Consider the following 17,675-nt stretch of genomic DNA (forward strand, 5'->3'; position numbering starts at 1 on the left):
ACTGCTATAAAATATTTTCTTTCATCCGGTTCCACACTCGCGCCAATAAAATTCCAGAAACAATTGCTACTACCGTTAATATGGAGGCCAGTTTAATTTCCCCGTAAATCCAATACCCTGTGGCAAACATGCAAGTATAAATAAGCACACAACCCAAAACCATTGCCGAAATTCCTTGCGGGACGCTCCATTTTTCATTGGGATCAGAAATTACGACCCCATCGGAGTTTGCATCCTTAATAACTTTCTCCCAGCCTGGGCCTCCTGGCTGTATTTTTTTATAGAAATCTCTTAGCACTGTTTTTGATTCCGGCTGAGTCATAAAAGTAGCCGCAAGCCAAATGATAGTAGTTACCAAAACAACAAAAATATACTCAGACCAGTCCGGGAAAACGCCGGTATCTGCTGCAAATAAAAATGGGCCCACTGCGGTAAGTTTGAGAACAATAGATATTATTCCGGAAGCAAACATTGCAGTAATTTCACTCCAGGCATTAATGCGCCACCAAAACCACCTTAGAATAAATATTAAACCCGTGCCCGCACCAAAAACTAATAGTACTTCAAATAATTGAAGTGCATTTTGCAGCAGCAAAGCAAGAAGGGCACTAAGTATCATTAGGCCTACTGTTGACAATCGCCCTACTGCAACCAATCTTTTTTCCGAAGCCTTTGGATTGATCTGTTGTTTGTAAAAATCATAGACTATATAAGAAGACCCCCAGTTTAACTGAGTGGAAATCGTACTCATGTAGGCAGCAATTAAAGAAGCTAAAACCAATCCCAGAAGCCCGCTGGGCAATTTTGTAAGCATAGCAGAATACGCCAAATCATGTCCTAATTTATCATCCGCTACGTTTGGGAAAGCTTCATGGATACTCGCAATATCCGGATAAATCACCAATGAAGCCAAAGCTACAAGAATCCACGGCCATGGCCTTAAAGCGTAGTGCATAATATTAAAGAAAAAGGTAGCACCAATAGCATGGTTTTCATTCTTGGCGGCCAGCATTCTTTGCGCAATATAACCTCCGCCACCAGGTTCTGCTCCGGGGTACCATGAACTCCACCATTGTACTGCGAGGGGTATAATAAAGAGTGTAATTAACGCCTGCTTATTGCTAAAATCTGGTAGAATAGAGAGTTTGTCTTTTACATTTTCGTTAGCCATAATTGCCTCAATCCCTCCTACTTCGGGTAAATTTACCAAATAATATGCCGCGCCAATTGCCCCTCCCATTGCTACAAAAAATAATAAGAAATCTGTATAAACAACACCCTTAAATCCGCCTAATGCGCTAAAAGTTACAGTAATTAATCCGGCGCTTATTACAGTCTGCCAGGGTTCCAGCCCAAGCATTATTCCTCCAATTTTAATGGCTGCCAGTGTAACCGCAGACATCGTGATTACATTAAAAATAACCCCGAGGTAAACAGCGCGAAACTTTCTTAAAAACCTTGCCGGCGCACCGCCATAACGTAATTCATAAAATTCGAGATCTGTATTTACATTAGATTTTCTCCATAGTTTGGCATAAACAAATACTGTTAGCAGACCGGTAATAAGAAAGGCCCACCAGACCCAATTTCCTGATACGCCATTTGTCCTTACAATATCGGTCACCAGGTTTGGAGTATCTGTAGAAAAGGTGGTTGCTACCATGGAGAGTCCTAATAACCACCAGGGCATAGTCCTTCCGGACAAGAAAAATTCTGAGGTATTCTTCCCTGATTTTTTGGAAACAAGGATCCCGATAAGAAGAACAATTGAGAAAAATACAATTATAAACGAATAGTCTAAAGTGCTTAGTTCCATAGTTTGGTTTTGGTGGTGGTATAAAGATATTATTTTTTAGGATACATTTGTTTTTTGTTCTTTAAACCTAATAATCTCTTTAAACTCCAGTTTTGGAAATCACAACAACCTCCTGGGTATTGGCGTTTTTTGCTTCGGTAATCCTGGGGATTTCTAAAGCAGGACTAAAGGGTATCGCCATTATTATTGTTACCCTTATGGCGCTCGCCTTTGGGGCCAGAGAATCTACAGGTCTCATTGTACCTTTACTTTTGGTTGGTGATATTTTTGCCGTAATTTATTACAACAGGCACGCACAATGGAAGTATATTTTACGCTTTCTACCCTGGACGATATTAGGGTTGTTGATAGGGGTTCTGATTGGAAAAAACCTTCCCGAAAAGGCATTTAAAATTGGAATGTCGGGCATTATTCTGGCAAGTGTATTGCTTATGTACTGGTGGGATTTGCGCAAATCAAAATCTGTCCCATCACATTGGGCTTTTGGCGGTTTTATGGGGGTAATGGCAGGCATTACCACTATGATAGGAAATTTGGCAGGGGCTTTTTCAAATATCTATTTTTTGGCCATGCGACTTCCTAAAAATGTATTTATAGGCACTGCGGCATGGTTGTTTCTGATAGTAAATGCCATAAAACTTCCTTTTCACATTTTTGCCTGGAAAACTATTAGTTGGGAAACATTGGTTATAGATTTAAAACTAATCCCCGGAATCATATTAGGGTTGTTTATTGGTGTACGGTTGGTTAAAATTATTCGTGAAAGTTTTTACAGGAAATTGATCCTGATTTTAACCGCCATAGGGGCTATCCTCATTCTGTTTCGGTAATAGATAATTTTGCGAGAACTGGGAAATGATCTGAAGGATATCTCAAGTCTTTCGAATCGCTCAAAATACCATATTTAAGGAGCTGAAAACCTGTTTTGGACAGGAAAATATAGTCAATTCTTCGGGTTATAGGTTCTGAAAAATTAAACCCATTAAATGTTCCTTCAGGGCCAAAAGCCTTATCCCCGGCAAGCAGATGGGTATCCTGCATGGCACTGGAGAGCAATAAGATACTCGGGTGATCCGGTTCCAGGTTAAGATCCCCTGTCAGTATTACCGGGAAATTCTTCGTATTTAATTTTTGTATTCTTTCAATAATCTGGAATACACTTTCCTTTCTTGCTTCTTCTCCTATATGATCGAAATGCGTATTGAATACCCAGAAGTTTTGGCCTCCCCCTTTGGTTTTAAATAACCCGTAGGTACAGACTCGTTTTATGGCTGCATCCCATCCTTTTGATGGTATTTCCGGCGTTTCGGAAAGCCAGAAAGTGTTTTCTTCCAGTAATTCCAATTTCTCCGGATTGTAAAATATTGCCGAAAACTCGCCATTTTTAAGTCCATCCTCTCTACCTTTTCCAATATAGGTATATCCGGGCATCCCATTCTTAATTTCCTCCAACTGATGCAGTAACCCTTCCTGGATTCCAAAAACCTCGGGTTCATGAAAGTTGAGTTGACCAATTAAAAAGTCCTTTCTATTATCCCAACGATTCAGGCTATCAGAAGCCACATCCAAACGAATATTATATGAGAGCACGGTAATATCCTGTGCATTCAAAGTTAGTGCTGTCAGCAAAAATAACATCGGCCATAAAAGCTTTATTTGTTTCATAATTCAAATCGTTTGTTCTTGAACCTTACCTAACAATTCGGCATCTGTAATAAACTTCTCAGCCCGCACTTGTTACACATTTATCTTATCCTCAAAAGTATTCTGCTCGTTACAGCTTCGAAAAAGTAATAGGTAGTCCAGGCCATGGTTTCAGGCCAAATGATTGTAAACTTATTTAACGTGTTTTACTACTACGAGTTTTTATCAGTTAAGTTACAAAACCTTTTTTAATTGTACTTCCTATCGGAAAGCAGTTAAAAAGGACAGAAGAATGACTTTTTTTAATTACCTTGTATATCATATTCTATTAACGGAGAATCATCATATCAATTCTTATAAAAAGAAATAATGAAATTTAATTTAGCTGAAAAATTAGCCATAGTAAAAGCCATTGATGAGGTTATTCTGGTAGACGGAAAAGTTCAAAAAAGTGAAATTGACTTCCTTACCCAATTAATGGATATTCTAAAATTTGACCGTGTTCTTATTGAAGAAGCCAGGAAGATTACCGCTAAGGAATGTATACAAGTCCTTAAGGCAATGCCTGAAAATAAAAAACATGCATTAGGAATAATGTTGAGTGAGATGGCCAACGCGGACGGAGAGTTTAATGAGGATGAATACCGCCTTATTTTTAATCTTTTACTGGAAGCAGGTATTGATATTGAATCTGCACTTTAAGTACCAGACTACTCAACGTTATTAACAAATCGAATCAAAAAATTTAAAATCCGACTTTTCGTAAAAAGTCGGATTTTCTATTAGGAAATATTCTCCTGCACAGAAAGTAAAGTGCCTGGAAAATGAGATGTATTCCTAAAATTCTTTAGACAGATCTGCGGTGTCATACCATTCTGCCTGATGCGTAATTTTCCCTGCTTCATTAAAAAAGTAGACGGCATAATATTTTAATCTAGAGTCTTTTCCTGTTTCAGCATTGATCGACTTCCAGAGTCCGTAAACTCTGACATCTCCATTGGGTTTTTGATCTTCTCCCAAGCCGGCAAAATATTGAGCATCGGTTAATTTTTTGTTGTCAAACGTCTTCATAAATCCTTTCATGGCCTCTTCCCAGGTAGCTCTGGGTAAGGAGTCGCTGCCCACACTTGGCGGTGACCAGATAAAATCTTCCGTAACATAAGATCCAAAGTTAAGGGAGTCATTGTTAGAAAAAGCCTCCAAAAAAGCTTTAGTAGTTTCAACGTTCTTATGGAATTTTTCCATATTCGGATCTGGCATAGGTGCCTCGGGTTCCTTCACTTTTTCCTGGCAACTGGCCAGAAGTACAATAGCAACGAATAAGAGAATGATTTTTTTCATGTTTTTGTATAATAGTTTTATGGTTAATAAGTATATCTCAATGAAAGGATATGTTGCTAGGATATAACTTATAAGGATATAATCATAACCTTTGTGGATGAAGGCCTGTATTTAATGTCCGAATGCCCTCTTTTTTTTATCCGTAGAAAAAATACTTCACTTTATCATTAATTTGTTTCGGGCTTTTTTTTTCCTCTCATTAAAAAAAACCAAGTAACAAAACTTTGGTTCCCCATAATACTTTAGTAATTTCATAAAGATTCGTATTCTTTAGATCTGCTTAAATATTTAAATAAATATGAAATTATTTAGAGGTTTCAGACAACAATTAATTCACGATAAGAACCTTAAAAAATACCTTTTATATGCCATCGGTGAAATATTACTGGTGATGATAGGTATTACACTGGCTTTTCAGGTAGATAACTGGAATGAAAACAGGGAGAGAAAAGTTGCAGAAACAAGAACCTATGAAAATATCAGAGACCAAATTATTGGAGATAAAGAACTAATTCAGAATCAAATAGATTATAACAATTACTACATGGCCCAATTTGAATATGGCAACAAGATTATTATGGCCAACGATCGTACCCAGATGGATACCCTGGGGGTTATAGTTGGAAATCTTACCAATTATTCAGATTTTGACAGAGAAGGCAATATATATGAGACTTTGGTAAACAGCGGGGAAATACAATTATTGCACAATCAAAAGATCGTCGATCGGGTCCGGGTGTTGGAACAGCGCTATAATTATATTAACAGAATGGAGAGTATTCATTATGATGTAATGATAGACTACGCGGCTCGCAGTATAACCTCTGTTATTAATTTTGCGTCTGCTGAAGTTGTTAAACCCGAACTTATCTTTACCCATGAGTTTCAAAACCTTATCTTTTTGCTAGTGAAGATTATGCGAGAAAAAGACAACACTTACCTTTCTGCAATAAATGAAATTGATGGAATACTTGCATTAATTGATGAGGAGCTTAAAAATAGCTAAATCCCTAAAATCAAAATTGGAATGCCCTATTGATAATTATAGTAGTTAAGATAAACTATATTACCCCATCATCTTTAAGCCAGAGAGGAGTTTTTACTGAGATGTAGTTCCTTATTTAAGCCTGGTGCGGTTAACTATATTTCTTTCAAATTTTTTGTCATTTCCCAGGATTTCAAAAAAATCCGCAACAAATTCTTTGGCCATTAAAAACTGAGCACGGTCCTGGAAATACTTTTCCAAACTTTCTATGGTAGCATAAATTTGTTCTTTATTATCCAGGTAAGTTTGGCGTACCTTTTGGAATACTGCTTCATCACGATTATAACCCTTGTAAGCACGCTGTGTAACTATATCTATTTGAGTGGGTATATTCTGGATATTCGATACAGTAGCATAATGGGTGTTCACCAGTCCGGACATATCAAAATCATAGGGAACCGCTACTATTTTATCCTCTATAAACAAAAGCCGTTGATTATGTTGAACCCTTGCAGAATAGTCTGTATTTCCAATTAAATATTCGAAAAACGCATTTTCTACTGCAAAAGTAGGGTCGTGCTGGAGTGGATGGATAACCCTTTTGATCTGCTTTCCATGTACACGTTCTGCTACATTATCAATATCTTCTATTAGGAAGCCTTGTATTTGATGCTTTTTTATTCGTTGTCCTTTCTCTTCAAGGAATTCGAGCTCCAATAGTCTGGTTTTGAAATGATAGGGCGAAATATCTTCATATAACTTGTAGGCTAAATACTCTTTTATAACATAGTCATTGCCGTTTCTCCCCTCCAAACAGGGCAGCACAACCTTAAGTTTTTTGTTTCCTTGAAAAATCGTTCCTTTTGTAGCAGATTTTTTTAGTTTAATTCGTAATGGAACATAATAACAGTTGTCTCGTCTAAAATTACCCCGGGCTCTGAGTTGTATATTCATTGAATCCCACGTTACTCCTTTATCCTTGTACCATAACATTGACATTATATAGGTGCTGTCGTTGGTATTCTCCCTGAGATTTTTAGCTGAGAAATTTAGTTTTAAAGACAGTTGTTCCTGATTTTTAAATAACTCCGTAGTTTCTTTAAAACTTTTGTTGTCATCCTGCTGAGGAAACATGAAATGTCCAGAGAATAAATAAAGCAGGAGAAAGATAAGTGTAGGATGGCTTTTCATATTTCCATTTTCGGCCTTCTTAAATATAATCATTTAAATTTCAATAGTATTTGGTTTGGCTGTTCTTTGGCTAATTGTTTAAAATTCTAAATTGAAAATAACTGATTTCCCTTAATATTTTATCGGGAATTTCCATTGCAAAAATTATAATTGCTAACTTTCTGACTTAATCAACCTAAAACTCAACATTATGAGAATTCTATTTTTTTATCTGTGCTTTGCTTTCCTTTTAATGGGATGCAAAACTGAAGTTGACAATTCTGCAAACGAGGCTTTTGAAGCAAATTCTAAAACGGTATTGGCCAATCTAGATGGGTTTCAAAATGAAAATTTGGACTACTCAATGTATGCAAAAGAATTTTCCATGCTCGAAAATACCTTTGGAGCCGAAAAAGAATCCATCACCCTGGATGAAATGATAGCCAATGACATGCAAATGTGGGAAACTTTTGATTTTAAAATGCTAACAGATCCACCCGTTTTATTGCCTGGTGTTAATCAGAATACTAAAATGCCAGACGGTTCAGTTAGACATTACAGTACCTGGGAAGTGACTCGTCCTGCAACAGATTCGACCGAAGCCAAAACCGGCGTTATTAATTTGTATGAGTCTTTCGATTTTGACGCGGAGGGTAAAATCTTAACGCAACAGGTTTACGGAGATTTCACTGGATTGATGATGTCCCTAAGCAGCAATAATTAATTTTATCTTATTTTAAAAACTGAACAAGCCTTCATAAGACAATGAAGGCTTGTTTTTTTAACCCTAAAACCTTCCAACTAAATGAAAAAGTTTCCGAATGCCCTTGTTATCATGATTGGGTTTATTTTGTTTTCTGCAGTACTAACCTACATTGTTCCTCAGGGTGAATACGAAAGAATCATTAATCCAGATACTAACCAGACAAAGGTAATTCCGGGGTCTTACGAGCAAATAGAAGCTCCGTTAGTTTCTGTTTTTGATATCTTATTATCCATTCCTGAAGGGTTTATTGACAGAGCAGATTTAATTGCTCTCATTTTATTAATTGGAGCCAGTTTTTTTGTTATTGAAAAAACCGGTGCCTTAAAAGATGGCATTGAGTATCTGACCATGCTTTTAAACGGCAGGGAAGAAGTTGCCTTAATAGTAGTATCACTGGCTTTTCTTGCCGGTGGAGCATTGAGCGGACTTCAGGAAGAAATTATTGCCATGACCCCGGTGCTTTTATATCTGTCATCCCGTATGGGCTACAATTCCTTTGTTGCAGTAGCTATAAGCTACGGCTCGGCTATATTAGGCGCGGCGTTTAGCCCTATCAACCCTTTTGCGGTAGTAATCGCCCAAAAAGAAACGAATCTGGAATTTTTATCGGGCAGTGGTTTTCGTTTAGTGGTGATGGCGGTTGCGTTTTGTATTTGGATGTTTATGGTAATAAGATATGCCAATAAAAATAAGATAGTAAAAGAAGATGAACACCTATTTGTAAAGAAGAACCTCAACCTGAGAAGCGCGCTCATCCTGGGAATGGTGGCACTGGCCTTTGTGATATTAATTGTAGGCATCCTAAAGTACAATTGGGGTTTTAATGAAATGTCAGCCGAATTTTTTGTGATAGGCATACTGGTGGGTTTAATAGGAAAACTGGGCTTAAACGGAACGAGTGAAGCCTATATTGAAGGTTTTAAGGCTATGATCTTTGCCTCGATGATTGTGGGGCTATCCAGTAGTATTTCCATTATCCTTGAGCGGGGAATGATCATAGATTCGCTAATTTACGGCCTCTTCACTCCTATGCAGTATTTGCCTACCAGCCTGTCTGCTATTTCCATGATGGTTTCTCAGTCATTACTTCATTTGGTTGTTCCCAGTTATTCCGGACAAGCCGTTTTAACGATGCCTATTCTGGCACCTTTATCAGACTTAATAGGGCTTTCAAGACAGGTTTGTGTATTGGCCTATCAGTACGGTGCGGTGATGACAGATTTAATCATACCCACCAACGGAGGGCTTATGGCTGTTCTTGCAATTGCCGGCATCTCTTTTGATAAATGGTTTAAATTTGCCATTAAATTCGTCCTGGTAATTATGGGCATCAGCGCAATTGCCCTGGTGGTTGCTATAGCTACTAATTTGTAAATCGAAATAATCGTTGTAAGCAGCTAATAAATTATACTGCTACCGGCATTTGCTGTTTCCAAAGCCTGTAGTAATATCCCTGCGAATGAAATAGAAAATTATGTGAGCCTTCCTCCAATACCCTACCTTGATTCAATACTACTATTTTATCTGCCTGCAATACCGTGCTAAGTCGATGTGCAATCATGATTATAGTTTTGTTGGCTTCTCTGAGGCTTACGACAGCTCTTTGGACATAGTTTTCTGAACTGCTATCCAGGGAGGAAGTTGCCTCATCGAGCACTAAAATTTCCGGTTCTTTGTAAAGTGCCCTCGCAATAGCTATCCGTTGTTTTTGTCCGCCGGAGAGGGTAGCCCCATTCTCTCCCAGATAGGTGTTAAATCCGTCAGGTAGGCTTTCTATAAAATCCAGAATTCCAATCTTCTTACAGATATGAGTAATCCTTTCCATTTCCGGGGCAAATTCACCAACGGCAATATTGTCTATCACATTACCCGCAAACAAATCGATTTTCTGGGGAACTACAGAAACAAGTTCCCTAAGGCTTGTATTATCGGTATATTTCAGATCAATTTCCCCTATGGAAATGGTTCCTTTTTGAATGGGATATAGGTTTTGCAACAAAGCTATAAGCGAAGATTTTCCAGAGCCACTTTCTCCCACTATGGCCGTAATCTTACCCTTGGGAATAACCAAATTTAATTTTTTAAAGACCTGAACCCTCGTTCCATATCTGAAGGCTACATTTTTAAAAAGTATGTCCCCAAGATTTTCCTTTTTAATATGAATCTTATTTTCAGTATCCTCCCTTTCCAGATCCATAATCTCAAATAACCGGTCGGCTGCTATCAGCGCATTTTGTATTTCCCTGTTCGCCCCGATAAGGCTGGCCACAGGTCCGGTAAAATAGCCTACAATAGCATAAAAAGACATCAATTCTCCTGGAGTAATATCTCGCTTTAGGACAAAGTAGGAACCGCTCCATAAAAGTATGATGGTAAATAATTTTGATATTGAACTACTACTTACTGAAGAGAAAACCGAATTTAGTGCAGAATTATACCCGGTTTTCAGTAAACTAATAAACTTGGTTTCGGTCTTGATATTGGCGAAGCTTTCCAGCCCAAATCGCTTTATGGTTCCAACGGCATTCAGGGATTCTACCAACTGACTTTCCAATTCTGCAGATTTTTCCATGATCTTTCGTTCTGTTTTTCTGTTCAGCCTGTTCACCGTAATATATACTATGGCATACACAGGAATAACTGTAAACATGATTAGGGCTAGTTTCCAGTAGAACGAAAACATGAGGGTAAAAGAAAAAATAATAATAAGCACGTTTACGGTAAGATTCAATGAAACCCCATTAATAAAGGCCCTGATTTTTACCGCATCATTGATACGGGATATGATCTCACCGACCCGCATTGTGTCAAAGAACTGCTGGGGTAGTTTAAAAAGATGTTTGTAATAACCCAGGATAAGACGCACATCAATCTGCTGACCCGATTTTATCAAAAAAACATTCTTAAATATCTCAATTAGCATCTGAAGTACAAGTAATACCACCATGATGACCCCTAATAAATTCAATAGCCTGGTGTTCCCGCCAACAAAAACAAAATCAGTTAGTTTTTGAATATAAATAGACGTAGAAAATCCCAAAAGTGTATACACAACAGCTCCGGCAAATGCCTGTAAGAGAATCCATTTATGAGGTTTTAAGAGGAACCAGAAACGTCTGTAAACGGAGACTGTTTCATTGCCTTTTACAAAATTCTCTTCAGGTTGCATGAGCAACAAAACACCTGTCCACTCTTTTCGAAATTCATCATGGGTCTTTTTTTGGAGCTTCCCGTAGGAAGGATCCATGATGGTGATATACTTTTTAGTAACCTCATAGATTACCACATAATGATGCAATACTTCTTTTACTATAACATGTGCTATGGACGGCTTAGGTATTTTAAAAAGACTGTCAAAATCTCCCCGTACTCCTTTGGCTACAAATCCCAGTTTTTGAGCAGCTTCTAAAAGACCTAGTATATTGGTGCCTTTTTTATCGGTGCCTGCATATTGCCTGATTCTGGCAATTGGGATCTGTAATTGGTAATGGGCCGCTATAGATGCCAGACAGGCCGCACCGCAATCTGTAATATCGTGTTGTTTGATAGTTATTCTGGCCATACCTGGAAATCGTTATGGAACAAGGTAGTGTGACTGGCTGCAGAAGGGTTGCAAATTGCACTTAATTAATATAAAAGAAAACCGCCTCATATAAAAGGCGGTTATGTTACTTGTCATTTTTGCAAATCAGCTAGATGGAACATTCTAAAGGTATAAAAAGGGAAACATTATTAGTATATATTCTCTAAATTCAATGCCAATACTGCGTCCATTATTGTAATCCTGTTTAGTGCCACCATTAATAGTTTGAAGATCCTTAATTTTTAACTCTTTTGTTGTCATAATTTCTATTTGTTTTAATTAAACATGTATTTCTGACCCCATTGCGCACCTGGATGTCCATATCAGCCAATATAATTGCATTCACTGCAAAAACTGGTCATATTACATGAAAACTATCATAAGTGAAATAAACCAGGTAAGGTATTATTTAGGCCATGAAATAAGCAAGAATATATAAACCCGTATTTAATTCTGATATAACCGTTGATAGTACCAGACAGTAATTGAGGAAATGTAAGAAATGGAAAAAGTAAGAATTTGTTAAAAGTTAATTCTGTAAAATCTAAATGAAGTAATGCAAAAACGATTATAGAAAAATAGTAAATCCATCTGAAATTTATATCCCAAAATTTGGCGAAATTAGTCGAATATCTTTTGGATAAAAAATAAGTGATCATCGAAATTAGAACTGAAATGATAATTCTAACCCATAAATGCTCTTCAATATCTAAATGACCTACTCCGTAACCCAATCTTGAAATAAGGACATAGGAAAGGAGTAAAATAGAAATTGATAAATATTTTGGTTTAAAAACAAGGGATAATCTAAATATAGTTTCCTCCAGAATCGGTCCAATAATTAACGCATATAACATAAAATTTAGGGGAGACATCATTTCCCTAATTTTAGAAGCTGCAGGACGGTGTAAATCAACCAAGGGGGTTACTATTATCACCCAAAGAATAAGAAAAAACAAATGGATCAAATAAAATGCTAAAACAGATCTGAAATTCTTTTTTATATCGTAAGATCTGGTCAGATTATTATCCGGTTTCTTTACGAAATTGATTATTGTTTTTATTTTCTGAAGTATAGTTTCTTTGAAAATGATTTTATTTTGATTATTCATAGAGCGAGAATTAAAGTGATGAAAAAGTCACTCCAAATAACCGGAGTGACTTTTAGTATCTATAGATTTAATTAACCATGAACTAAACCAAAAAACCATTCTACAATATCACCAAAGGTCTGAACACCATGTCGAATATGATCTCCAACGGCATGGCCAAAACCATAGTCGCTTTTGGTGCCACCATTGATTCCTGTTAGTTCATGTAACTTTAAATATTCTAATTCCATATTTATTAAGTTTAAAAAGTTATAAAATTCAAATTATTTAGTGTCTTTCCACGCCATTAATTCCATCCCAAAACCCATGGGCAAAATCAAGTCCTCTCCCAGCCATATCTCCTGCCATAAAGGCCAATATTTCATACCAGGCAGGTTTATAACCCCCTGATATATTTTTTAATTCATTTTTATCTAAATTTCTCATTTTCTTTATGGTTTTATTAAATTAAAACAATTCCGTTCCATTTTTAAATCCGCTCCACCAGGCACTGGCAGTCTTGCCCACCGCTATGGAAACATTTATTATAAACCTTGGTGGCGGACCAATTAGCACCCCCCCTTCTGTGTTTCTTAATTCGTATAAAGTCAATTCTTCCATTTTTTCTAATTTTTAATTACACATTTAGTTATAAACCCTCCATTGCGCACCTGGATGATCTGATCTATGCTAAGATCATGACATACACCGCATAACGCCTGCATTCAGATTTAAAATTTTAGTGAGCGATAGAATTATTAGCCGGATTTAACCAATCGTCCATTTTATCGTACAGCAGTTCAAACAGGCTTCGCCTGCTCAACATAAAATTCGCGTTCAGGGTCATCCCTTTTTTAAGGTTTCCCTTAAATCCGTTTTTTAGAAGAAGGTATTTCTGGTCGAGGCTGCAGCGTACCTTAAAAACAGATTGTTCTTCTAAAAATTCAATGTCTCTGCCTATCTCCAGTACATGCCCCGTAGCCAGACCCCATTGATTGTAATTATAGGCATCTATCTGAAAGTTTGTGTGATCCTCTTCTTTGATGAGCCCAATGTCTGACGGACTCACATAACACTCCACCAGTAAAGAGGTACTTGGAGATATTTGAGCCAGAACAGTTCCGGCGTTTATAAAATTACCGGCCTCCTGCTGCTGCACATTTAACAAGGTGCCACTGGCCGGGGCAGTGATTATGTATTGCTTTTTTTGTTCCACAAGTTGGTTATCATTAGCCTGCAACTCTTTCAGGGTGTTGTTGTACATGGTTAAATCTGCCTGCCATGAATTTTGTTGCTGTTTTCTGTGCTGTACTATTTCAGATACGGCCAGGTCAAATTCAAATTTGTAATTATCATATTCTGCTCTGGCAATTACCCCTTTTTCATATAAAACTTTGTACCTCTCAAAGTCCCGTTTTATCTTTCGCAACCGAATCTTAAGTTCACTGAGTTTTTGATGGTATTGCAGGTAAACCTTTTGATATTTAGGTGAAGAGAGTTCTGTAAACCGGACAGATTTTTGATTTAAAAGCAGCCTTAGGTCATTAATATAGGAAAGAGCTTCCTGGCTTTGAAAGGCAGATAAGGTGAGTTTCTGGTCTATCCCCTGATTCTCCAGCACCAAAAGAGTGTCTCCTTTTGTTACCTTTTTATTATTGACAAGGCGGCTATAAAGCACCTGGCCAGAGATTATAAGGCTAAGCCCAAAGCGTTCCTTATTAGGTTTAATAATTCCCCTGGCGGTAGCAACCACATCTACTTTTAAAAAAGGAAGGGTCATAAAAAACCCCAATAGCAGTAAAAGCAGGAGCAGGTAGATAACCTTACTTTTTGTACTGTGCTTAAACCGGTGTACCTCTGCGGTATTTTCCAGAATCTCTTTGGGAAAAACCTGTTTCATAATGCTCATAATTGATTCTATTTTTCCTGAGGGTTGGTATAACAATATATGGGCGAATACTGCAAAGGAGGTGCAAAATGGTAAGAAGTTCTTAATCGGAACCCAAAGAGAATTGGAATTGACTGCAATAATAAAAAGATTGTCGTAGACTACCACGACTATAATTCATAGCGGCATTTTTCTATACCTTTAAAATTCTTATATTTATTACACTTGATATCTCAGCGGAATAATCCTGGTGGCAGTGCTCCAAATCGCCCGCTGCTTCGCAGATGTCTTTACAACCAAGTCTTGGCATGGAACATTGGTAATTAGAAACAACCAAATAAAAACACTAGTATGAAAAAATTACATCATCTGACAAGCGTTAAAATAATAGTTGAATTTGTACTGTTTTTTTTTATTTTCCAGGCTTGCAAAACTGAAAAGAAAGATGCCATCAAAGAAACGGATAAAGAGGAAGTAATTGAAATTACTACCAATACGATGGACTTTCAAAGCATCGACACCATCTCCTCGGGATGGAATACGTTCAAGTATATCAATAAATCTGAGGAAACACATTTTTTTTTATTGGAAAAATATCCGGTAAATAAATCGATAACTGATGGGAGAGTTGAAGTTTTTCCGGTGTTCCAAAATGGTATGGATTTAATCAATGATGGAAAACCCGAAGAGGCCTTAAAAGAATTTGGCAATCTGCCGGAGTGGTATTCAGAAATTGAATTTTCCGGAGGTTCCGGCCTGGTTTCCCCCGGGGAAACGGGATTCACAACCTTAAATATGAAACCGGGCTATTATGTTATGGAATGCTATGTTAAAATGGAAAATGGAATATTCCACTCTGTAATGGGCATGTCTAAACCTATTGTTGTGACAAATTCTGAAAGTGGCAATTCTGAACCCAGTGAAAATTTCAGCATTTCCATATCAAGTGCCCAGGGTATAACTTATGACGAAGAAAATTTACCGCTAAAAGGAGCACGATCATTTGAAGTTACTTTTATTGACCAAATTACTCACGAAAATTTTGTTGGGCATGATATAAATTTGGTGAGATATGATGATGATGTTGATCTTAAGGTTCTCGAAAGCTGGATGAATTGGGCAGATCCAAAAGGGCTAATAACACCGGCTCCACAAGGTATTACATTTTTGGGCGGAGTGAATGATATGCCGGCAGGCAGCACTGCATATTTTCAGGCAAATCTTAAACCGGGAAATTATGCATTGATTTCTGAGGTGCCTAATACCATAAGTAAAAACATGCTTAAAACATTCAAAATAACAGAATAGACCAAATCAAATGACTGAGACATTAACTTTTAAGTGGTTGAATTACCTTGAGGGATAAAATAAGTTCTGGTTAACAAATTCTTGTACCAAAAATAACCAATGTAAACTATGAGTGGATCTGGACATGTTCAGGATATGAATAATCGGATAAAGCAAAACCGAGCACAACGTCCGTCCAAACGACCAAAATTCAAAGAAAATAATCGTGAAAACATCTATCAGGATTCAGATAAAAAAGTTAATCGCCCGATTTTTAAAACCGTCCCGAAAGAAGAACTGATTGAAATATTAAAACATATTAGGGAACGTGCCGAAAAAGAAAGGAAAAGAGCGTTCCTAATTTACGGGATTTTCTTCTTTACGGGACTGGCAGTGATTGTTGCACTTTTGATTTGGATGAATTAAATAGCCTTTGTAAAACAATGTACAAACGAAATTAGCACAGCAACAAAAATTATGACTGGGCGACCCAAAATAAAATTAGAATTAGACAAAGCAGACAAAATTCTTGAATTGTTGGGCTGGGTTTCCTTAATTACTATTTGGATTTTGACATTAATGAATTATTCCAATTTACCTGAAACAATTCCGACTCATTATAATGGAGCAGGAGAAGTCGATGGATTTGGTGCAAAAAGCAATATTTTAGCATTACCTATAGTCGCAAGCATTATATTTTTAGGGTTAAAAATTATATCGAAATATCCTCATATTTACAACTATCCCACAACCATTAGAACTAAAAAACCCTCTGAGCAGTACACCAATGCAACAAAATTGTTGCGGTATTTAAACTTCATTATTGTTCTAATTTTTGGCTTAATAGTGTTAAGGACAATACAGTATTCGAATGGAAATGCAGACGGCCTTGGAGTTTGGTTTCTGCCTTTAACAATGGGATTAATTTTTGTGCCTGTGATATATTTTGTAAAAAAGTCAATAAAAACTGCTAAATAAATCAATAGTATAACAAAGGTTCTGGTCGATTCCAGGAACTTTGGTTGAAATCATAGCCGAACCTCCAGGAAAAATTTAAAATGAACTCAACTTCAACCAATCAAAAAATAAACACTAAGCAAAAAAAATAATATTCTACATATTCATAGGAATTTTCGTTTTAGTCGTCGTAATTGTTGGCAACATCGGCTAAGATGCCAGGCCAGTTTATTCTTTTGCCAGCTTTTACTAAATTAGTTCTCGCAAGCAGCTTGGAGACATATCTTAATGAACCACTTTTACAACCTCTTAACAAAAAACATTGTGTTTCATACAATACAAAGTGACAATTAAATGAAAGTAATAAATGTATTTTTCTTTTTTTGTTGTTCTGATTACACCTTGTAAACTGCCAATTAAGGACCAAAATCCTATCTTGGCTAAAGAGCTATGGAGTAAAGAAGACATTAGTCATAATAATTATCTTATCCCTTCTCTTATTGTCACCAAGAAAAACACTTTTAAACAACAGGTTGCAGAAGAAATAGGAACTACGGCCTTTGGTGCTTATCAAAATCTTATTGATTACTTCGAGCGACCTGATGAAAAGGCTACCACAGATGATGGTGTTTAGAACTTGCCAGATGGAGAAGTATACTATCGTCATCGGTTAAAACAACGCACTACTACTAATCTGGATCCAGAGGAAGTGCACTACATAGGATTATCTGAAGTTGCTAGAATAAAAAAGGAAATGAACGTTATTCTTTTGAATGAAGGATATGCAGACAATTTGCAAAAACCTCTAATTAAAAAATTTCGCAAATGTGACTTTTATCACATTCCGGATCAAACTGGCTTTATAGTTTTGTTATGTGAAATTGTCCAGCCTGGTTATATCGACCCTGTTTTTAATCATTATTTTGGCGAATAGCTTCAAAATAGTTGGTACAATAGGCTATTATGGCCTTTTTACCCAGGACTTTATCGAACGATTTTGTGAGAACAAAGATAAGCCAGAACTCCAATGTGATGGTAAATGCGAATTGTCCAAAATGTTGTTGCAACAAACAGAAGAGGATAAAACACCTATTAATCTTGAGTTATTAAAAAATGAGATTGTGCTATTTTTTAACACCATAAATAC

22 protein-coding genes are annotated in these 17,675 nt (G+C 36.8%); 11 read left to right on the forward strand and 11 right to left on the reverse strand.

Translation table 11 applies throughout. The features are described 5' to 3' along the window. Positions 1 to 4: 4 nt before the first annotated feature. A complete protein-coding gene (locus tag WBM60_RS15835) occupies positions 5 to 1,816 on the reverse strand; it encodes a sodium:solute symporter family protein (RefSeq protein WP_424260936.1) in 1,812 nt (603 codons plus the stop codon). Between the two features lie 92 nt (positions 1,817 to 1,908). Between WBM60_RS15835 and WBM60_RS15840 the strand changes: the two genes are divergently transcribed. Beyond that, positions 1,909 to 2,646 (forward strand): sulfite exporter TauE/SafE family protein, encoded by a 738-nt coding sequence (locus WBM60_RS15840; RefSeq protein ID WP_424260934.1) that lies wholly within the window; start codon positions 1,909 to 1,911, stop codon positions 2,644 to 2,646. Here the strand turns inward: WBM60_RS15840 and WBM60_RS15845 are convergent. Next, positions 2,630 to 3,481, reverse strand: coding sequence for an endonuclease/exonuclease/phosphatase family protein (locus WBM60_RS15845; protein WP_424279820.1), 852 nt, complete (start codon positions 3,479 to 3,481; stop codon positions 2,630 to 2,632). The genes WBM60_RS15840 and WBM60_RS15845 overlap by 17 nt on opposite strands. Before the next feature lie 348 nt (positions 3,482 to 3,829). Between WBM60_RS15845 and WBM60_RS15850 the strand changes: the two genes are divergently transcribed. Continuing rightward, positions 3,830 to 4,162, forward strand: coding sequence for a TerB family tellurite resistance protein (locus WBM60_RS15850; protein WP_424260930.1), 333 nt, complete (start codon positions 3,830 to 3,832; stop codon positions 4,160 to 4,162). Between the two features lie 135 nt (positions 4,163 to 4,297). On the opposite strand, the gene WBM60_RS15855 is transcribed toward WBM60_RS15850, so the two are convergent. After that, positions 4,298 to 4,801 carry a lipoprotein gene (locus WBM60_RS15855; RefSeq protein WP_424260928.1) on the reverse strand — a complete coding sequence of 168 codons (504 nt, stop codon included), beginning with the start codon at positions 4,799 to 4,801 and terminating at the stop codon, positions 4,298 to 4,300. Positions 4,802 to 5,099: 298 nt separating this feature from the next. Between WBM60_RS15855 and WBM60_RS15860 the strand changes: the two genes are divergently transcribed. Further along, a complete protein-coding gene (locus WBM60_RS15860; protein WP_424260926.1) occupies positions 5,100 to 5,807 on the forward strand; it encodes a DUF6090 family protein in 708 nt (235 codons plus the stop codon). 111 nt (positions 5,808 to 5,918) lie between these two features. Here WBM60_RS15860 and WBM60_RS15865 read toward each other — a convergent pair whose 3' ends face one another. Continuing rightward, positions 5,919 to 7,010 (reverse strand): hypothetical protein, encoded by a 1,092-nt coding sequence (locus tag WBM60_RS15865; protein WP_424260924.1) that lies wholly within the window; start codon positions 7,008 to 7,010, stop codon positions 5,919 to 5,921. Positions 7,011 to 7,167: 157 nt separating this feature from the next. Here WBM60_RS15865 and WBM60_RS15870 point away from each other — a divergent pair, with 157 nt between their 5' ends. Together WBM60_RS15870 and WBM60_RS15875 are read left to right on the forward strand one after the other, a co-directional pair. Further along, positions 7,168 to 7,680, forward strand: a complete 513-nt coding sequence (locus WBM60_RS15870) for a hypothetical protein (protein ID WP_424277429.1) — start codon at positions 7,168 to 7,170, stop codon at positions 7,678 to 7,680. An 81-nt stretch (positions 7,681 to 7,761) separates the two neighbouring features. Then, positions 7,762 to 9,096, forward strand: coding sequence for a YfcC family protein (locus WBM60_RS15875; RefSeq protein ID WP_424260920.1), 1,335 nt, complete (start codon positions 7,762 to 7,764; stop codon positions 9,094 to 9,096). Between the two features lie 31 nt (positions 9,097 to 9,127). On the opposite strand, the gene WBM60_RS15880 is transcribed toward WBM60_RS15875, so the two are convergent. The 7 genes from WBM60_RS15880 to WBM60_RS15910 all read right to left on the reverse strand — a co-directional run bounded on the left by WBM60_RS15880 (position 9,128) and on the right by WBM60_RS15910 (position 14,296). Next, entirely contained in the window at positions 9,128 to 11,284 is a 2,157-nt protein-coding gene (locus WBM60_RS15880; protein WP_424283315.1) for a peptidase domain-containing ABC transporter, read from the reverse strand. A gap of 144 nt (positions 11,285 to 11,428) precedes the next feature. Next, positions 11,429 to 11,566: a bacteriocin gene (locus tag WBM60_RS15885; RefSeq protein WP_424260916.1), complete on the reverse strand. Its 138-nt coding sequence runs from the start codon at positions 11,564 to 11,566 to the stop codon at positions 11,429 to 11,431. Between the two features lie 116 nt (positions 11,567 to 11,682). After that, positions 11,683 to 12,417, reverse strand: a complete 735-nt coding sequence (locus WBM60_RS15890) for a hypothetical protein (protein ID WP_424260914.1) — start codon at positions 12,415 to 12,417, stop codon at positions 11,683 to 11,685. Positions 12,418 to 12,488: 71 nt separating this feature from the next. After that, positions 12,489 to 12,647 carry a hypothetical protein gene (locus WBM60_RS15895; RefSeq protein ID WP_424260912.1) on the reverse strand — a complete coding sequence of 53 codons (159 nt, stop codon included), beginning with the start codon at positions 12,645 to 12,647 and terminating at the stop codon, positions 12,489 to 12,491. A 37-nt stretch (positions 12,648 to 12,684) separates the two neighbouring features. Next, a complete protein-coding gene (locus WBM60_RS15900) occupies positions 12,685 to 12,843 on the reverse strand; it encodes a class IIb bacteriocin, lactobin A/cerein 7B family (protein WP_424260910.1) in 159 nt (52 codons plus the stop codon). Between the two features lie 21 nt (positions 12,844 to 12,864). Beyond that, positions 12,865 to 13,017 (reverse strand): hypothetical protein, encoded by a 153-nt coding sequence (locus WBM60_RS15905; RefSeq protein ID WP_424260908.1) that lies wholly within the window; start codon positions 13,015 to 13,017, stop codon positions 12,865 to 12,867. A gap of 118 nt (positions 13,018 to 13,135) precedes the next feature. Beyond that, positions 13,136 to 14,296, reverse strand: a complete 1,161-nt coding sequence (locus tag WBM60_RS15910; RefSeq protein WP_424283316.1) for an HlyD family secretion protein — start codon at positions 14,294 to 14,296, stop codon at positions 13,136 to 13,138. 339 nt (positions 14,297 to 14,635) lie between these two features. Here WBM60_RS15910 and WBM60_RS15915 point away from each other — a divergent pair, with 339 nt between their 5' ends. The 6 genes from WBM60_RS15915 to WBM60_RS15940 all read left to right on the forward strand — a co-directional run. Beyond that, positions 14,636 to 15,592 carry a hypothetical protein gene (locus WBM60_RS15915; protein WP_424260904.1) on the forward strand — a complete coding sequence of 319 codons (957 nt, stop codon included), beginning with the start codon at positions 14,636 to 14,638 and terminating at the stop codon, positions 15,590 to 15,592. A gap of 108 nt (positions 15,593 to 15,700) precedes the next feature. Further along, complete coding sequence (locus WBM60_RS15920) at positions 15,701 to 15,997, forward strand: hypothetical protein (protein WP_424260902.1); 297 nt, start codon at positions 15,701 to 15,703, stop codon at positions 15,995 to 15,997. 51 nt (positions 15,998 to 16,048) lie between these two features. Next, positions 16,049 to 16,549, forward strand: a complete 501-nt coding sequence (locus tag WBM60_RS15925; RefSeq protein ID WP_424260900.1) for a DUF1648 domain-containing protein — start codon at positions 16,049 to 16,051, stop codon at positions 16,547 to 16,549. Between the two features lie 346 nt (positions 16,550 to 16,895). After that, entirely contained in the window at positions 16,896 to 17,162 is a 267-nt protein-coding gene (locus WBM60_RS15930) for a hypothetical protein (protein ID WP_424277431.1), read from the forward strand. A gap of 3 nt (positions 17,163 to 17,165) precedes the next feature. Further along, the gene (locus tag WBM60_RS15935) at positions 17,166 to 17,462 is read left to right on the forward strand and encodes a DUF885 family protein (RefSeq protein WP_424277432.1); all 297 of its coding nucleotides are present in this window, start codon (positions 17,166 to 17,168) and stop codon (positions 17,460 to 17,462) included. Continuing rightward, positions 17,404 to 17,675 (forward strand): hypothetical protein (locus WBM60_RS15940; RefSeq protein ID WP_424283317.1); only part of this gene is annotated, 272 nt, incomplete at its 3' end. The genes WBM60_RS15935 and WBM60_RS15940, both read left to right, overlap by 59 nt.

This window comes from Eudoraea sp. (assembly GCF_049669105.1).
Classification (GTDB): Bacteria; Bacteroidota; Bacteroidia; order Flavobacteriales; family Flavobacteriaceae; genus Eudoraea.

Excerpts from the sequence above, each read along its gene's own strand:
- WBM60_RS15880 (WP_424283315.1), bottom strand. The coding sequence starts at position 11,284 with ATGGCCAGAATAACTATCAAACAACACGATATTACAGATTGCGGTGCG.
- WBM60_RS15925 (WP_424260900.1), top strand. The coding sequence starts at position 16,049 with ATGACTGGGCGACCCAAAATAAAATTAGAATTAGACAAAGCAGACAAA.
- WBM60_RS15895 (WP_424260912.1), bottom strand. The coding sequence starts at position 12,647 with ATGGAATTAGAATATTTAAAGTTACATGAACTAACAGGAATCAATGGT.
- WBM60_RS15845 (WP_424279820.1), bottom strand. The coding sequence starts at position 3,481 with ATGAAACAAATAAAGCTTTTATGGCCGATGTTATTTTTGCTGACAGCA.
- WBM60_RS15860 (WP_424260926.1), top strand. The coding sequence starts at position 5,100 with ATGAAATTATTTAGAGGTTTCAGACAACAATTAATTCACGATAAGAAC.
- WBM60_RS15915 (WP_424260904.1), top strand. The coding sequence starts at position 14,636 with ATGAAAAAATTACATCATCTGACAAGCGTTAAAATAATAGTTGAATTT.
- WBM60_RS15870 (WP_424277429.1), top strand. The coding sequence starts at position 7,168 with ATGAGAATTCTATTTTTTTATCTGTGCTTTGCTTTCCTTTTAATGGGA.
- WBM60_RS15900 (WP_424260910.1), bottom strand. The coding sequence starts at position 12,843 with ATGAGAAATTTAGATAAAAATGAATTAAAAAATATATCAGGGGGTTAT.
- WBM60_RS15875 (WP_424260920.1), top strand. The coding sequence starts at position 7,762 with ATGAAAAAGTTTCCGAATGCCCTTGTTATCATGATTGGGTTTATTTTG.
- WBM60_RS15930 (WP_424277431.1), top strand. The coding sequence starts at position 16,896 with ATGTATTTTTCTTTTTTTGTTGTTCTGATTACACCTTGTAAACTGCCA.
- WBM60_RS15920 (WP_424260902.1), top strand. The coding sequence starts at position 15,701 with ATGAGTGGATCTGGACATGTTCAGGATATGAATAATCGGATAAAGCAA.
- WBM60_RS15905 (WP_424260908.1), bottom strand. The coding sequence starts at position 13,017 with ATGGAAGAATTGACTTTATACGAATTAAGAAACACAGAAGGGGGGGTG.
- WBM60_RS15890 (WP_424260914.1), bottom strand. The coding sequence starts at position 12,417 with ATGAATAATCAAAATAAAATCATTTTCAAAGAAACTATACTTCAGAAA.
- WBM60_RS15910 (WP_424283316.1), bottom strand. The coding sequence starts at position 14,296 with ATGAAACAGGTTTTTCCCAAAGAGATTCTGGAAAATACCGCAGAGGTA.
- WBM60_RS15835 (WP_424260936.1), bottom strand. The coding sequence starts at position 1,816 with ATGGAACTAAGCACTTTAGACTATTCGTTTATAATTGTATTTTTCTCA.
- WBM60_RS15855 (WP_424260928.1), bottom strand. The coding sequence starts at position 4,801 with ATGAAAAAAATCATTCTCTTATTCGTTGCTATTGTACTTCTGGCCAGT.
- WBM60_RS15850 (WP_424260930.1), top strand. The coding sequence starts at position 3,830 with ATGAAATTTAATTTAGCTGAAAAATTAGCCATAGTAAAAGCCATTGAT.
- WBM60_RS15865 (WP_424260924.1), bottom strand. The coding sequence starts at position 7,010 with ATGATTATATTTAAGAAGGCCGAAAATGGAAATATGAAAAGCCATCCT.
- WBM60_RS15885 (WP_424260916.1), bottom strand. The coding sequence starts at position 11,566 with ATGACAACAAAAGAGTTAAAAATTAAGGATCTTCAAACTATTAATGGT.